A 16233-nucleotide genomic window follows, 5' to 3' on the forward strand; every position below is an offset into this window, starting at 1 on the left:
ACGTGTTGCAAATCTCTCACCTACCGGCAGGCGCTGTCAAGCCCGATCTGGTCGAACGTTCAGTTGCTGCGTTCGTTCCACCATCCGAGCAGCGCAGCCTCGGCCTCATCACGGCTCAACGGACCACGATCGAGCCGCAGTTCCTTCAGGAACTTCCACGCCTCGCCGACCTGTGGACCAGGCTCGATTCCCAGTAGCTGCATGATCGCGTTGCCATCCAGGTCCGGGCGTACGCGCGCAAGATCCTCGGCCTCCTGCAGCCGGGCAATCCGAACTTCGAGATCGTCGTAGGTGGCCTGCAGGGCGGCCGCTCGGCGCTTGTTGCGGGTGGTGCAGTCCGCCCGGACCAGCTTGTGCAGCCGGGGGAGTAGCGGTCCCGCGTCGGTGATGTAGCGGCGAACCGCCGAATCGGTCCACTGCCCGGTGCCGTAGCCGTGGAAGCGCAGGTGCAGGAACACCAATTGCGCAACATCGTCGATGACGTGCTTCGGGTACTTCAGGGCCCGCATCCGTCGCCGCACGAGCTTGGCGCCGACCACCTCATGGTGATGGAAGCTCACGCCGCCACCGGCCTCGTTGCGCTTGGTATCGGGCTTGCCGATGTCGTGGAGCAGCGCGGCCCAGCGCAGCACCAGGTCGGGGCTTGGCACCTTCGTCGGATCGTCGGCCGGGCCGCCGTCCTCGAGGTCGATGGCCTGCTGGAGCACGGTCAGCGAATGCCGGTAGACGTCCTTGTGCTGATGGTGCTCGTCGATCTCGAGTTCCATTGCTGGAAGCTCGGGCAGCACCTGGTCCGCGAGACCGGTGCGGCACAGCACCTCTACGCCGTCCACCGCGTGCGCGCCGAGGATCAGCTTGTCCAGCTCCACATGCACGCGCTCGACGGTGATCCGGTTGAGCTCCGGCGCCATCGCGACGATGGCGTCCTGCACCCGGGGCGCGAGCTCGAAACCGAGCTGGGACACGAACCTCGCCGCCCGCAGCATCCGAAGCGGATCGTCGTTGAAGCTGTCCTCCGGTGCCGCCGGGGTATCGAGCAGGCCCGCGAGCAGGGCCTCCATCCCACCGAGCGGGTCGATGAACTCCTGCTTGCCGCCGGTGCCGAGCTGGACCGCCATGGCGTTGACGGTGAAGTCGCGACGCACGAGGTCACCCTCGAGGGTGTCGCCGAAGCGAACCTCGGGATTGCGGCTCACACGGTCGTAGGCGTCGCTGCGGAAGGTGGTGATCTCGATCTGGTGCTCACCCTTCGCGGCGCTGACTGTGCCGAACGCCAGTCCGCCGGTGTCCCAGATGTGATCCGCCCAGCCACGCATGAGCGCGAGCACCTGCTCAGGCCGTGCATTGGTGGTGAAGTCCAGATCGGTGCCTAGCCGGCCGAGCACCGCGTCGCGCACACTGCCTCCGACGAGGTACAGCTCATGACCCTGCGCGGCGAACAACTCACCGAGTGGAGTAAGTACATCCGACAGCCGCCGCAACGTGATCGCGGCGGAGGCGAGCAACCTGGTCCGGCGCTCGTCGTCGATCGGGAAAGGGGGCGCAACCACGGGTGGCCAGCATACTTGTAGCCGGTCGGGGTGGGGCATCCCCAGGCCCTGCCACCAGGGCAGCTAAGATTGATCGGGTGTCTCCGGCCGAACGTGCGAACAACCGGCGCCGCCACTCGCGGCGTCGCGGTTCGGTCGGTGGAGGCCAAAAACCCCAGCTTCGCACCGTTCGCGAAACCTCCGCCGGCGGGCTTGTCCTCGAAGGCCTCGATGGGCCGCGCGACAAGGTGTGCGCAGCGTTGATCGGCCGGACAGATCGCCGCGGCCGGCTGCTCTGGTCGATGCCGAAGGGTCATATCGAGCAGGGCGAGACCGCCGAACAGACCGCGATGCGGGAAGTCGCCGAGGAAACCGGCATTCAAGGCCGGGTGTTGGCGTCGCTGGGCAGCATCGACTACTGGTTCGTCACCGAGGGCCGGCGGGTGCACAAGACCGTGCACCACTACCTGCTGCGCTATGTCGGCGGTGAACTCTCGGACGCCGATGTCGAGGTCACCGAGGTCGCGTGGGTTCCGCTAGCCGAACTCAACTCCCGGCTCGCCTACGCCGACGAACGTCGCCTCGCCGAGGTCGCCGGCCGGCTGATCGAAGAAATGGCCGGCGGGGATTCCCCATCCGATAACACCGGGTCACAGGCAGCATTCGTGAATGCGCCGCAGCAGGGCATCGGCAACGAATGACGCGTGGGTTTGCGATGCGGTCCGCGCTGATACTCGTGGCGGCCGCGGTTATCGGTGGCTACGGAGCAGGACCTGCCCTCGCGTCGCCATCGCAGCCGCGGCAGCCGATCGGCGACAGCGCGGAGAACGGCGACTCACCCGCAGCTGACCAGACCGTAGATCAGGACTCCGACGAAAGCCCCGAATTCCTCGCGCTTTCCATCGACTCGGTAGCGCCGACAACCGTGACGCCGGCAAGCTCGCCGTACTTCGTGGTCGAGGCGACCGTCCGCAACGTCGGTGATCGCACGGTCAGCGATGTCGATGTCCGCATCCAGCGCGGCGACGCCATCGCCCAGGCGTCTGGGCTGCGGACCTCACTGCAACTCGATCAGACCAATTTCGAGGTCGCCGGCGAGTTCGTCACCGTCGCAGAAAAGCTCGCCAAGGGGCAGAGCAAGCACTTCCGGCTGACCATCCCGCTGCGGGCCGGCGGCGTGGACACGCCCGACCTCGACATCCAGAAGCCGGGCGTCTACCCGATGCTGCTGAACGTGAACGGCACGCCCGAGTACGGCGATGCCGCTCGTCTCGACGACGCGCGGTTCCTGCTCCCAGTGCTCGGTCTGCCGCCTGTGCCGACGGCGGACGACCCCGACGCCGCGAAAGCCGTTGCCGCGCCGACAGATGCGCCGGTGGCCATGACGATGCTGTGGCCGCTCGCGGATCGCCCGCGAATCGCGGCGGGGCAGCCCGGCTCGCTGGATCAGCCGATCCGGCTCGTCGACGACGGCCTCGCCACCTCACTCGCCTCGGGCGGGCGGCTCGACGGGCTCGTCGCGGCGCTCGAATACGCCATCGGCCCGAACACGGAGATGGGCAGCCGGATCGCCGAAGGCACGTGCCTGGCAATCGATCCCGACCTCCTCGTCACGGTCAGCAGCATGACTCGCGGATACCTCGTCGTCGAGGACCCCGCCGATCCGACCGGCCCGGCACACGAAGGCGCCGGTGCGGCTGCGGCCACGCAGTGGCTCGACCGGGTTCGCGCGCTTGCGGGCGGGCTCTGCACGGTTGCGCTGCCGTTCGCACAGGTGGACGTAGTCGGGCTGGAGACGGTGCACAACGAGGCGCTCGAGGCCGACGCCCTCGACAGCGGGCCCGATGTGGTGGATCGGGTGCTCGGCATCACGTCGGTACGCGGGGTCGTGTGGCCCGATTCGGGCAGCATCGACGACGACACGGCAGAGATGCTGGACCGACGGCGTGCGGGCACGGTACTGCTCGCCAGCAACGCGGTCACCAGGTCCGATGAGCCGGCTGTCCCGCCGGATGTCGTCGAACTCTCGGCATCCGACACCACCGACGAGGACGAGCCCGAAACCGGCACAGAACCCGCGCCGAATACCGCGACGACATTGCGCGCCGCGCCATTCGACGTTTTTGCCGCCACCGCGCTGGCTGCGGTCGGCACCGATCCGCAGACGCCGTCCTTCACCCCGGCGCGTATGCGCTACGACCTCGATGAGGATTCGGGCACCGCCCGCCTGCAGGACGCGCTCGGCGCGTTGACCTGGACCGCCCTCACACCGCAGCCGAATCATCCGCGTTCGGTGCTGTTCGCCCCGCCGCAAATGTGGACTGCGGACCGCACCGAGGCCGGTGCGCTGCTCGCCGAGGCGGCGCTCCTGATGCAGACCAATCTGGCCAACCCGCGCGGGCTGTCGACCCTGCTCGGGCAAAGCGCGGGACCGCAGCCCTTCGAGACCAATTACGTCGCACAGGCCGTGCGTGATGCGGTGCCGGACGCGACTCGGGCGGCGGCCGGTTCCCAGGCCGCGCGGATCGACAACCTGAATGCCGCGCTCGTCGACGACCCGCAGCGCGAACTGACACCGACGCGCTACCTGTCTCCCGTGCGCGAGGATCTGCTTCGCGCGATGAGCCTGTCCGGCCGGCGCGACAACCACAGCATCGCGCAGCAGGCCTCCGACGATCGCATCGACGCCACGGCTCAGTCGGTTGAGGACATGTACGCCGGAGTCACCATCCTCGCCCCGGGCGGCGTGTACACCCTCGCCTCCGAACAGAGCCCGCTGCTGCTGGTTGCGCGCAACGACCTCCCGGTAGGGATTCGCGTCCTGGTTGATATCGACGCCCCCGCCGCGATGTCGGTGACCGACCTCGGCGAACAGCAGCTGCCCGCCAGCGGCAGCCGGACTCTGCAGGTGCCCGCAAAGGCGAGCGATTCGATCAACATGGCCGTCGACGTCGCGCTGACCACCCCCGCGGGCGTGCCGCTGGGGACCCCGACCACGGTGTCGGTGCGCTCCAACGCTTACGGGCCAGCGCTGGCGATCGTGACCGGCTGTGCGGGCGGGCTGCTTTTGCTGCTCGCTGGGCGGCGGCTGTGGCATCGTTTCCGTGGGCAACCCGATCCCGCCGACGACGATTACGAGCGCCGATGAACTGGATCGAACCGGGCCAGCAGAGCCACCAACTACGGCCGCCACCGGCACCGTGGGAGCGGGTCTCGTGGCCGGTGCGCCGTCCTGCGCATGCCGCGGCGCCGCAGGGATTCAACGGTGGGTATTCGGCGCCCAGTCCAGCTGAACCGCCGAACGTCCCGCCGCGCCACGCCCAGCCACAACGAATCCCGGCAGCTGTTGTGGCGGCTGCCCCGGCACCGCAAGCCCCGCCGCGCACCGCGCCTCAGCCGATTCAAGAACGCCCGACCGACACCCAGCGCGGTCTGCTCGCCGCTACCGGATCCATCGCCTTCGCGACGTTGATCAGCCGGATGACCGGCTTCCTGAAGCAGATGCTGCTTCTCACCGTGCTCGGCGGCGCGGTTGCGAGCTCGTTCACGGTCGCCAGCCAGATTCCCAACATGATCGCCGAGCTGGTGCTCGGCGCCGTGCTGACCGCGATCGTCGTGCCCGTGCTCGTCCGCGCCGAACGGGAGGACGCCGACGGCGGCGCTGCGTTCGTCCGCCGGTTGTTCACCGCAGCGATGACGCTCCTCGTGATTGCCGCCCTGATGGCAACGGCGGCCGCTCCACTGCTGACCACGCACGTGTTCCTGTCCGACGACGGCAAGGTCGACACGTCACTGACCACAGCGCTGTCGTTCCTGTTGCTGCCGGCGATCCTGTTCTACGGCCTGTCCGCCCTGCTCACCGCGATCCTCAACACCCGGCAGGTCTTCAAGCCCGGCGCGTGGGCACCGGTGCTCAACAACGTCGTCGTCCTGACGGTGCTCGGTATCTATCTGGCTATGCCTGGGGAGATTTCGCTCGACCCGGTGCGGATGAGCGATCCGAAGCTGCTCGTCCTCGGGCTCGGCGTGCTGGCCGGCGTGGTCACCCAGGCGGTGAGCCTGGTTCCCGCGCTGCGCCGGCAGGGCATCTCGTTGCGCCCGCTGTGGGGGCTCGACGACCGGCTTCGTCAGTTCGGCGGCATGGCGGTCGCGATCGTTCTCTACGTCATGATCAGCCAGATCGGTTTCGTGTTCGCCACCCGCGTGTCCTCGCATGCGGACGCCGCCGGGCCTGCGATCTACAACAACGCGTGGCTGCTGCTGCAACTGCCCTACGGCGTGCTCGGCGTGACTGTGCTGACCGCGATCATGCCGCGGCTGAGCCGCAACGCCGCCGACGACGACACCCCGGCCGTGGTCGACGACCTTGGCACAGCCACCCGGCTCACGATGCTCACCCTGGTCCCGGTCGTCACTTTCCTGACTCTCGTTGGACCACAGGTCGGCCAGGCCCTCTACGGCTACGGCAACTTCGGCGACGCGGACGCCGAACGCCTCGGCCAGGCGGTCAGCTGGTCGGCGTTCACGCTGATTCCCTACGCCCTCGTGTTGATTCACCTGCGCGTTTTCTACGCTCGCGAAGAAGCGTGGACACCGACGTGGATCATCATCGGCATCACCGCGGTGAAGATCGTGCTCTCCGCGCTCGTCCCGGTGTTCGCTGCCGACGACAACGTCGTGAGCCTGCTCGGCGTCGCGAACGGCATCAGCTTCGCCGTCGGCGCCGCAATCGGCGGCTACCTCCTGCATCGCAGCCTCGGCAACCTGCACATGGCGAACGTCGGCAAGACCGTATGGCGGGTACTGGTCGCGTCGCTCGCCGGAGGCGCCCTGATGCTCGTCGTCGACTGGGCGATCGGCCTCGAGGTGGTCTCCAGGCAACTCGGCAGTGTCGGTTCGGTGCTGCGGGTCGCCTTCGACGGCGTGCTGATGCTGTCGGTGACGTTCGTGATCCTGCGCCTCGTCCGCGTCCCCGAGGTCGTCGCGGTAACCGTCGCGATCGAGCGCCGCCTGCGCGGCCGCCCCGCCGAAGAAGAGACCGCGGACGAGTACGACGGGTCCCGGCCGGATACCGATCCATTCGCCGCATACGCCAGGAGCCGGGCCTACGACCCGCTCATGGATGCGGAAACTATGGTATTGCCAGTCTTCGGCAGCGGTGCTTCGATACCTTCTCGCAGTCGAACGGTCCCGTACCCTGTTCGACAAGACCATGTAAAGGGCCAGGAATGGGTGGCTACACAAGAAGGAGCGAGGGTGAGCGACGACGCGAATTCCGGCGGCTCGGCCGGTAATTCGGGCGGCGACGCCACGGCCAACAGCGCCACCGACACGATGGACACGGGCGGATCGCCCGAAGGTCAGCGTGAGGGCCGCACCAACACAGCTCCTCAGCCAGTGGTCCGTGACAGTGACGATTCACGTCCGCACGACCCGACGCTCGACACCGGTGCGATTCCGGTCGCCTCGCCCACGATGCCGCCCATGGGTGGAGCCGGTCGCGGGGCGGTTCCGCCGCGCGGGCCGAAGCTCGTGCCCGGTGCCTCGGTGGCCGGCGGTCGGTACCGCCTGCTCGCCCCGCACGGTGGTGCGCGTGGCCTGACCTTCTGGCAGGCGCACGACATCAAGCTCGATCGCCAGGTTGCGCTCACCTTCGTCGACGCCGATCAGAAGGACGGGCAGAACCAGAACAACGACGGCCCGCAGGCCATCCTGTCGCGCACGCTGCGGCTCGGCCGGATCAATGCGCCCGGTCTCGCCCGCGTGCTCGATGTCGTGCGCGGCTCCTCGGGCGGCATCGTCGTCGCCGAGTGGACGCCGGGCCGGTCGTTGCGTGAGATGGCCGAGACCGCCCCCTCGCCGATCGGTGCGTCGCGCGCGATCTACTCACTGGCCACGGCTGCCGAACTTGCCCACCGCAGTGGCGGCGCCCTGTCCATCGATCATCCCGACCGGGTCCGGATCAGCACGAATGGCGATGCGGTGCTTGCCTTCCCGGGCACCCTTGCCGACGCGACTGCACCGTCGGATGTGCGTGGTCTCGGCGCATCGCTGTACGCGCTGATCACCAACCGCTGGCCCATCGAACCTCCGCTCGGTGTCGTGACCGGCACCGCCGCCCCGCCGCCCCCGTCGGAGATCGGCGGTATCCCGCTCGCGGCGCACGGCCCGGATGGCGCACCAATCGAGCCGCGCGAGCTACGACCCGAGGTCCCGTTCGAGATTTCCGCAGTGGCAATGCGGGCCCTTGCCACCAACCGTGGCGTCAGCACCGCGGCCACCGTGGCGCATGTGCTCGAGCAGGCCTCGGTCGTGGACCAGAAGACCGACTTGATCCCGGCACTGCGCCTCGGACAGCGCCAAACCGGGCAGCCCGGTCACTCGCTCGCCGAGCCGGTCGGCGAGGACGACTCCAAGCCGTCGAGCCGGTTGATGCTCATGCTTGCCGGCCTGGGCCTGCTCGCGGTGGTGCTGCTGGGTCTCCTGGGCTGGTGGCTCGCCAATGCGCTCGCCGGCGGTACCTCGAGCGAAACCTTCGACGACAACGCGCTCGGGCTCACCACGGCGGCATCGGCTCCGAGTGTCGACGGGTCCGCGGGTCCGCCCCCAGCGGCGAGCGGCGTCCCCGTTCCGGCCAGTGAGGTCTCGGTGTTCTCGCCGCAGGGCACCCCGGACGCCCCCGCCACGGCCCGCTTTACGCTCGACAACAATCCCGCCACCGTGTGGCGCACGGATGCGTACTTCCAGCAGTTCCCGGCACTCAAGAGCGGTATCGGCCTGATTGCCACGCTGCCCACCGCGTCGAAGCTCAGCGGTGTGTGGATCAATTCGCCCACCCCCGGCACCAAGGTGGAGATCCGCTCGGCGCCGAGTCGCACCCCGACGCTGGACCAAACACAGGTGATCGGGACGGCGACGCTCGGCAACGGTGTCTCCCAGATTCCGATCGAGAGCGGCCAGCCGACCCGCTACGTGCTCGTCTGGATTACCTCTCTCGCGAACAACGGCGGACAGTTCCAATCGGGCGTCGCCGACATGGGCTTTACAGCAGCCAACTAATTGTAAATTTGCCCCTGACCTGCGGTGGTAGCTAGGATCGGCCCCGCGCTATTGGGGTGTTTGCGGCTTGCCAACAACCACCACTCTGTCGACAGATACGCCATTGGGGGGTTTATCGTCGCGGCGCTTGGAGGGGGGACCGTTGCCGCCGCAGACGCCAGCACGGGGTGCTGAGCCTGATTCCGAGCCCCCGCCTGCCCGCACAGTGTCCGAGACCGCGACACGACGCGCGCAACCCGAGACGGCTACCGCGGAGCCCACACGGACCGATGGCGAACTTCTCGCCGCTCACGTCGCCGGTGAACCACACGCCTTCGCCGAATTGATGCGTCGCCACTACGACCATCTGTGGCAAACGGCGATGCGCACCTCCTACTCCCGCGAGGACGCCGCGGATGCGCTGCAGGAGGCGCTATTGTCCGCCCACCGGACGGCGGACACCTTCCGGGCCGACGCGGCCGTGCGCAGCTGGCTCCATCGGATCGTGGTCAACGCATGCCTGGACCGAATCCGCCGCAATAAAGTTCGCCCCACCGTGCCACTTGCCGACGGTGACGAGCCGCGCGAGGACAAGGACGAAATTGCCGATCTCGAGTTGTCAATCGTTGTGCATCACGCCCTGTTCACACTGCCGCCCGAACAACGCGCCGCGATCGTCGCGGTGGATATCGAGGGGTATTCGGTATCGGAAGCGGCAAAGCGGCTCGGCGTGCCCGAGGGCACGATCAAGAGCCGGTGCGCACGCGCGCGGTTGAAGCTGGCCACGATCCTCGAGCCCATGCGAGATATGCAGAATCGTTACTGAACCGCTGGAACCGGTATCAGTCGTTGAGCGTCGAACCAAGTTGACAGGAACAGTAGAAGCTCCCGCCGGAAGGGGTGATCGTGGGCGTGTCCCTTCCCCGGCATTCGATACCCGATCACCTGCTGGCCGACCTGCACGCGCAGAACCTTCCGGCCGACGCCGAGCGGGACCTGTGGGAGCGGATCGCGACGGATCCCGAGGCCGGCCATGTACTCGATGCACTCGATGATGTGACGGCAGTGCTGCGCCAACTCCGGGACACGCCCCAGGCACCACCTGCGCCGGCGGACATCGTGGCGCGGCTCGAGGGTGTTCTCGAGAGCTGTACCAACGACGAACTCGCCGCCCGGCGCAGGGACACGGGCTCGCCCCGCCGCCGGATTTCGCGCAGGTGGGTTGCCGGTCTCAGCGCCGCCGCAGCAGGCGTCGCTGTTGTGATCGCCGCCGGTGCGGCTCTCGCGAGCGGAGTCTTCTCGTCGGGAGCGGACTCCGAATCAACGGCCGTTGTTGCCTCGGCCACACCGGGCGCCGAGATCAACTCGCTTTCCCACCAGACGCTGATGTCCGCACTCGGGCGCGAGTCCGTTGTCGGGCGCCTCGCGGACCGCAATCTGTTGTCCGAGTGCCTCGCCGGAGCAAGCGCGAGCGGCCCTATCCTCGGTATGTTGGACGTCGACTACCGAGGCAATTCAGGTGTCCTCGTGCTGGTGGGCCAGAGTGGGCCCGGCGGCATCACCGCGCTGGTTCTCGGCACCGCGTGCAACCACGACGACCCGCGCATCCTCGCTCGTACCGAACTGCGCTGACACCCCGCGGCGAGCCGCGCAAAGTCACTGCGGCGAGCCGCGCAAAGTCACCGCGGGAACGCCCGCCGCGCGCCACCGGGATGTGTCCGGTCCCGCATTCTCGCTCCCGCATGTGACCTGAGCACGCCCCTGCCTGCGCTGGGAACAACAGCCCTTACCCTGGTGTTGACCGAATCGAGATTTACAAGAGTTTGCCGCACATCTTTCGAGAGGCTTGTATGACTACCGCTGTTCGCGAACTGATCATCGTCGGATCGGGACCGGCCGGGTACACGGCGGCCGTCTACGCCGCCCGTGCCGAACTGCAGCCGCTGGTTTTCGAGGGCACCCAGTTTGGTGGTGCGCTGATGACGACCACCGAGGTGGAGAACTTCCCCGGGTTCCGCGAGGGCATCATGGGCCCGGACCTGATGGAAGAGATGCGTGAGCAAGCCAAGCGCTTCGGCGCCGACATCCGCACCGAGGATGTCGATGCGATCGACCTGAGCGGCGACATCAAGACAGTCACCGTCGGCGGCGAGACGTACTCCGCGCACGCGATCATCCTGGCGATGGGCGCGGCTGCGCGGTACCTCGGTATCGAGGGGGAGCAGACCCTGCTCGGTCGCGGCGTCAGCGCCTGCGCCACCTGTGACGGCTTCTTCTTCCGCGATCAGGACATCGTCGTCGTCGGTGGCGGCGACTCCGCGATGGAGGAGGCCACCTTCCTCACCAAGTTCGCGCGCAGCGTGACTATCGTGCACCGCCGCGAGGAGTTCCGCGCTTCGCGGATCATGCTCGAGCGTGCCCGCGCGAACGAGAAGATCCGCTTCATCACCAACGCGACCGTATCGAAGGTGATCGGGGAGAACAGCGTCACGGGCATCGAGCTCGAGGACACCCGCACCGGCGAGCGCAGCACCCTCGACGTGACCGGACTGTTCGTCGCGGTCGGGCACGACCCGCGCAGCGAACTGGTCAAGGGCCAGGTCGAGCTCGACGCGGACGGCTACGTGCAGGTGCAGTCACCCACCACGGCCACTACCGTCGATGGCGTTTTCGCGGCCGGCGACCTTGTCGACCACACCTACCGTCAGGCGATCACCGCGGCCGGCACCGGCTGTTCCGCGGCGATCGACGCCGAGCGCTGGCTCGCCGACCGCGGCGACATCACCAGCAACACCGTTGATCACGCCAACCCGGACACCGTCCGGGCGTAGGCGCTTCCCGTACTCACTGCGCGGCTAACCGCTGGCGCAACCGCCCGTTCCAGCACCAGCCGAAACGGGTACACCAACCAGACGCAACATCACTTCGAACAGGAGATGCAAGGTGGCCGATAGCAAGACCTCCGAGACCGCGACCATCACCGTCACCGACGACTCGTTCGCCCAGGATGTCCTGGCGAGCGGCAAGCCGGTCCTGGTGGATTTCTGGGCGACCTGGTGCGGGCCATGCAAGATGGTCGCGCCCGTGCTCGAGGAAATCGCGGCAGACCACTCCGACAAGCTGACTGTCGCGAAGCTCGACATCGACGCCAACCCGTCGACGGCTCGCGATTTCCAGATCATGTCGGTGCCGACCATGATCCTGTTCGCCGACGGCAAGCCGGCAAAAACGATCGTCGGAGCCAAGGGCAAGGCTGCGCTGCTGCGCGAGCTCGACGGTCTGCTCTGACCAGGTCACACCCCTAGGGCCGCCGCGCCGCATTCGCGCGGATTCTTCGGAATCCGCGCGATTCTGCGAGAATCTGACCCTGTGCCGCCGCATGGCGGCGCTATGGTGTTGGCTCCGCAGCGCCGTAGCGCGGTGATAGCGCCACCACCGCCGCGGTGCGGTGATAGTGACACTGTTATCCGCAAGTCGAGGAAGGCACTCTCCATGCACCGACTCCGTCGCGGTGACCACGGCCCGGCAGTTGCCGAGGTGTACGGTGCGCTGTCCGGTCTCGGATTTCTCGACGATGGCACCGACGGAAGTGGTGCCGTAGTAAACGGCGACTACTGGCGCGATACCGATGCGGTCTTCGACAACGTCCTCGACAGTGCAGTACGCGGATTTCAGCAGCAGCGTGGATTGCTCGTGGACGGCATCGTCGGGCCCGCGACGTATCGCGCGCTCAAAGAGGCGTCCTACCGCCTCGGTGCGCGAACGCTGATCTATCAGCTGTCAGCACCGCTGTACGGCGACGATGTCGCAACGCTGCAGCGACGCCTACAAGACCTCGGCTTCTACGTCGATCGGGTCGACGGGTTCTTCGGCCCGGTCACCCACGACGCCCTCACGTCATTCCAGCGCGAGATCGGGCTGGCCGCCGACGGCATCTGCGGTCCCGACACCCTGCGCTCGCTCGAGCTGCTCGGTCCCCGGGTCACGGGCGGCAACCCGCACCGGATCTCAGAAGAGGAGCTCGTCCACCGGTCCGGCCCACAGCTCACCGGCAAGCGCATCGTCATCGATCCGGGCCTGGGTGGTCCGGACAAGGGCATCGCCGTCCCCACCGAGTTCGGCGAGATGTTCGAGTCCGAGATTCTCTGGGATCTTGCGAGCCGCCTCGAGGGGCGGATGGCCGCCACCGGTATGGAGACGTTCCTGTCCCGCCCGTGGGATGCGAACCCCACCGATTCGCAACGAGCCTCCACGGCAAACGGTTTCGACGCCGATCTGATGATTGCGCTGCGCTGCGCCGCAAGCAACAGCCCACTCGCCAACGGCGTCGCGAGCTTCCACTTCGGCAACCTGCACGGTTCAACGTCGATGATCGGTCAGGTGCTCGCCGGCTTCGTTCAGCGCGAGGTCGTTGCCCGAACCTCGTTGCAGGACTGCCGGACCCACAGCCGGACCTGGGACCTGTTGCGCCTCACCAAGATGCCGACCGTCCAGGTCGACATCGGTTATCTCACCAACGAGTACGACGCCAGAGTGCTCACCAATCCGCGCTACCGCGACGTCATTGCCGAGGCGATTCTGATCTCGGTAAAGCGGCTTTACCTCCTCGGCCAGGACGACCAGCCCACCGGCACGTACACCTTCGCCGAACTGCTTGCGGAGGAGCTGGCCGCGATCAACCGGGGCTGACCTACCCGAACAGATGACGAAGGCCCCCGGCGATTGTCGGGGGCCTTCGTCATATCCGCTCTAGGACTTCACGTTCAGCCCAGTACTCGGGGCTTTAGCCAGCCGGCTCAGCCGTGTCGCTGGCTCGCGCAAGCTCAGCCGGTGCCCACCATCGTTCGTTCCTCGGTGAGCGCGGCCGCCGCGAGAAGTTGATCGAGCGCGTACTCGACGTCGGCCTTCCAGCCGTGATCGCTGTCGAGCTCGAGGCGCAGCCGCGGGAAGCGGTGGTGCGGCGCAATGACTTCGAAGCCGACGTCCTCGAGGAAGTCCGCGGCGATCATGCACTGCTGCGGCGAACACTCCCGTGTCGAGGTCGCGAGCGGAACGTCGGACGGGAGTTCCTCCGCAACCGGGATCTCGCGAATCCCAAACGCCTCGAGCGCCCGGACGCCGCGGCGGATCAGATCGGCGACGACCGCTTGGACCAGCCGGCGTGACAGATCGTCAGCGGCCTCGCCGTGCACCGACATACCCGTGCCCGCGATGCCCTCGAGGCGCAATGTCGTGAGCAACACTGCATCCGAGCTCACCGGCGAGGTGGGGAAGAGGTTGGCACGTGGCACCGATCCGGGCGGGGAGTAGATCGCGCAGCCGGCTGGGATGCCGTCGCTGGTCGCGACCTGACCACACGACCCCCACTCGAGCATCACCATCGAGAGCCAGGCTTCCTTTTCGAAAACCGGATCGGAGAAAGTGTTGCCGTTCGTGAGACCCGGCTCCACTTCCCAGAACAGGCATCGCCGGGAGTGGACGGGGAGCTTGTCGAGCCCGTCGAGGGTCAGTGCAGAGACGCTTGTGGACACGCTTTACTCACGCTCGGCCGCGAGCAAGACTGCGCGGCGATTATTGTTGTGCCACAACGCTTCCCGGCGAGGTGTCACAGTGACGTTTTGGCCGTAGGTGGTAGGCCCTGGAAAAACGCTCATGAGTTCGGCTGGTTTTGCTCCATCAGGCTGATGATGCGTTGCAGATCGTCGACGGATCCAAATTCGACCACGATCTTCCCCTTCCGCTTCCCGAGACTGACCGTCACCCGGGTTTCGAACGAATTCGACAACCGCTCGGCCACGTCCTGCAGTCCGGGCATCTGAATCGGCTTACGACGCTGGGGGGTGGGCACTGCGGCCGCGTCGTCGCGATTAGCAAGCGTGACCGCTTCCTCGGTGGCACGCACCGACAGACCCTCGGCGACGATCCGCGCCGCGAGCGCCTCCTGCGCCTCCGCACCCGCATCGAGGGACAGCAGCGCACGAGCGTGACCGGCGGACAGCACGCCAGCAGCAACACGACGTTGCACGGGAATCGGCAGCTTCAGCAGCCGGATCATGTTCGTGACGACGGGACGGGAACGCCCGATTCGGGTCGCCAACTCCTCGTGCGTTACCTCGAATTCCTCGAGCAGCTGCTGGTAGGCAGCGGCTTCCTCGAGGGGGTTCAGCTGCACCCGGTGGATGTTCTCGAGCAGGGCGTCGCGCAGCATCGATCCGTCGGTGGTCTCGCGCACGATCGCGGGGATCGCGGCGAGGCCGGCTTCCTGGGCCGCCCGCCACCGACGCTCGCCCATGACGATCTGGTAGGACTCAGCGCCGGTGCGCCGCACCACGATCGGCTGCATCAGGCCGAATTCGCGGATTGAATGGATGAGCTCGGCGAGCGCTTCGTCGTCGAAGACCTGCCGCGGCTGCCGCGGATTTGGCTGGATCTGGCTGGGCGGAATCTCCCGGTAGATCGCACCGGCAGGGGAGAGGTCGGTCGCCGACTCCACCGCAACGCTCGACGATGCACGTGAACCGGCCGCATGGTGATCCGTGCCGATTACGACATCCGCGGCGGCCTCACCGAGACCGCTGTGCGTATCCGGTCCGGTCGGGATGAGCGCCGCCAATCCACGGCCCAATCCACCCTTACGCGCTTGACTCATCGATCAGTTCGCCCTTTCCGCTGCCACACCATTGCTACGTTCCGCCAGCTCCCGACCCGCGTCGAGATAGCTCATCGCACCGCGTGAACCCGGGTCGTAATCGAGCACTGTTGTGCCGAAACCGGGTGCCTCGGAGACCTTCACGCTGCGCGGAATGACCGAGCGAAGGACGGTGTCGCCGAAGTGGCTTCGTACCTCCGCCGCGACCTGATCGGCAAGTTTCGTTCGCCCGTCGTACATCGTGAGCAGCACGGTCGAGACGTGGAGTTCGCGGTTGAGGTGGGCCTGCACCAGTTCGATGTTGCGGAGCAGCTGGCCGACACCCTCGAGGGCGTAGTACTCGCACTGGATCGGGATCAACACCTCATTGCCCGCAACGAGTGCGTTGACGGTGAGGAGGCCGAGCGACGGCGGGCAGTCGATCAGCACGAAGTCCACACCGTACTCATCGAGCACCTCGGGCGAGAGGGCGGTCTTCAACCGACCTTCGCGAGCGACCATAGAGACGAGTTCGATCTCCGCACCGGCCAGATCAATTGTCGCGGGGACACACAGCAGGCGCTCGTTGTGCGGACTCTGCTGGATCGCTTCGCGCATGCTGATCTCGCCGAGCAGCATCTCGTAGCTCGAGGGGACACCGGCACGGTGGTCCACAGAAAGGGCCGTACTCGCGTTGCCCTGCGGATCGAGATCCACGACGAGCACCGTGAGTCCCTGCACCGCCAGCGCGGCTGCGAGGTTGACCGCGCTTGTTGTCTTTCCGACGCCGCCCTTTTGATTCGCGATCGTGATGACCCGGCGTTCCGCCGGCTTCGCGATCAACGAGTCGCCCGGATGCAGGACCTGGCTCGCACGGTGCGCGGCGGCGCCGATGGGGGTGTCGGTCATCGACACAGCCCAGGACTCGTCCTTGTACTCGACTGGGCCTGAAGACGGCGATGCGCCGTTGCGGGTCGCAATCCCGTGCGTTTCACGTGAAACACCGGTCATGGGTGGTGCTGCATTCTCCGCGGCGCG

12 protein-coding genes are annotated in these 16233 nt (G+C 67.1%); 8 read left to right on the forward strand and 4 right to left on the reverse strand.

The features are described 5' to 3' along the window. Nucleotides 1–59: 59 nt before the first annotated feature. The gene (locus A8G08_RS16160; RefSeq protein ID WP_157108611.1) at nucleotides 60–1589 is read right to left on the reverse strand and encodes a CCA tRNA nucleotidyltransferase; all 1530 of its coding nucleotides are present in this window, start codon (nucleotides 1587–1589) and stop codon (nucleotides 60–62) included. Nucleotides 1590–1627: 38 nt separating this feature from the next. On the opposite strand from A8G08_RS16160, the gene A8G08_RS16165 reads away from it, so the two are divergent. The 8 genes from A8G08_RS16165 (at nucleotide 1628) to A8G08_RS16200 (ending at nucleotide 13256) form a co-directional block, all read left to right on the forward strand. Then, nucleotides 1628–2230, forward strand: a complete 603-nt coding sequence (locus A8G08_RS16165) for an NUDIX hydrolase (RefSeq protein ID WP_068276095.1) — start codon at nucleotides 1628–1630, stop codon at nucleotides 2228–2230. Nucleotides 2231–2244: 14 nt separating this feature from the next. Further along, nucleotides 2245–4677 (forward strand): glycoprotein, encoded by a 2433-nt coding sequence (locus A8G08_RS16170; protein ID WP_068276098.1) that lies wholly within the window; start codon nucleotides 2245–2247, stop codon nucleotides 4675–4677. A 185-nt stretch (nucleotides 4678–4862) separates the two neighbouring features. After that, entirely contained in the window at nucleotides 4863–8588 is a 3726-nt protein-coding gene (gene murJ / locus A8G08_RS16175) for a murein biosynthesis integral membrane protein MurJ (protein ID WP_425394567.1), read from the forward strand. Between the two features lie 205 nt (nucleotides 8589–8793). Continuing rightward, nucleotides 8794–9393, forward strand: coding sequence for an RNA polymerase sigma factor SigM (gene sigM / locus A8G08_RS16180; RefSeq protein WP_068276103.1), 600 nt, complete (start codon nucleotides 8794–8796; stop codon nucleotides 9391–9393). Between the two features lie 80 nt (nucleotides 9394–9473). Continuing rightward, entirely contained in the window at nucleotides 9474–10199 is a 726-nt protein-coding gene (locus A8G08_RS16185) for a hypothetical protein (protein ID WP_157108612.1), read from the forward strand. Between the two features lie 218 nt (nucleotides 10200–10417). After that, nucleotides 10418–11398, forward strand: a complete 981-nt coding sequence (trxB, locus tag A8G08_RS16190) for a thioredoxin-disulfide reductase (RefSeq protein ID WP_068276109.1) — start codon at nucleotides 10418–10420, stop codon at nucleotides 11396–11398. Nucleotides 11399–11510: 112 nt separating this feature from the next. Then, on the forward strand, nucleotides 11511–11855 hold the full coding sequence (gene trxA, locus A8G08_RS16195; RefSeq protein WP_068276112.1) for a thioredoxin: 345 nt from the start codon (nucleotides 11511–11513) through the stop codon (nucleotides 11853–11855). A 204-nt stretch (nucleotides 11856–12059) separates the two neighbouring features. Continuing rightward, the gene (locus tag A8G08_RS16200; RefSeq protein ID WP_068276115.1) at nucleotides 12060–13256 is read left to right on the forward strand and encodes an N-acetylmuramoyl-L-alanine amidase; all 1197 of its coding nucleotides are present in this window, start codon (nucleotides 12060–12062) and stop codon (nucleotides 13254–13256) included. Between the two features lie 134 nt (nucleotides 13257–13390). Here the strand turns inward: A8G08_RS16200 and A8G08_RS16205 are convergent, their stop codons facing one another. The 3 genes from A8G08_RS16205 to A8G08_RS16215 all read right to left on the reverse strand — a co-directional run bounded on the left by A8G08_RS16205 (nucleotide 13391) and on the right by A8G08_RS16215 (nucleotide 16206). After that, nucleotides 13391–14098 (reverse strand): hypothetical protein, encoded by a 708-nt coding sequence (locus A8G08_RS16205; protein ID WP_068276118.1) that lies wholly within the window; start codon nucleotides 14096–14098, stop codon nucleotides 13391–13393. 119 nt (nucleotides 14099–14217) lie between these two features. Continuing rightward, nucleotides 14218–15216, reverse strand: coding sequence for a ParB/RepB/Spo0J family partition protein (locus A8G08_RS16210; protein ID WP_068276121.1), 999 nt, complete (start codon nucleotides 15214–15216; stop codon nucleotides 14218–14220). Between the two features lie 3 nt (nucleotides 15217–15219). Continuing rightward, on the reverse strand, nucleotides 15220–16206 hold the full coding sequence (locus tag A8G08_RS16215; protein ID WP_425394568.1) for a ParA family protein: 987 nt from the start codon (nucleotides 16204–16206) through the stop codon (nucleotides 15220–15222). Nucleotides 16207–16233: the final 27 nt, after the last annotated feature.

The sequence above is a fragment of the Aldersonia kunmingensis genome, from assembly GCF_001646865.1.
Lineage (GTDB): Bacteria > Actinomycetota > Actinomycetes > Mycobacteriales > Mycobacteriaceae > Aldersonia > Aldersonia kunmingensis.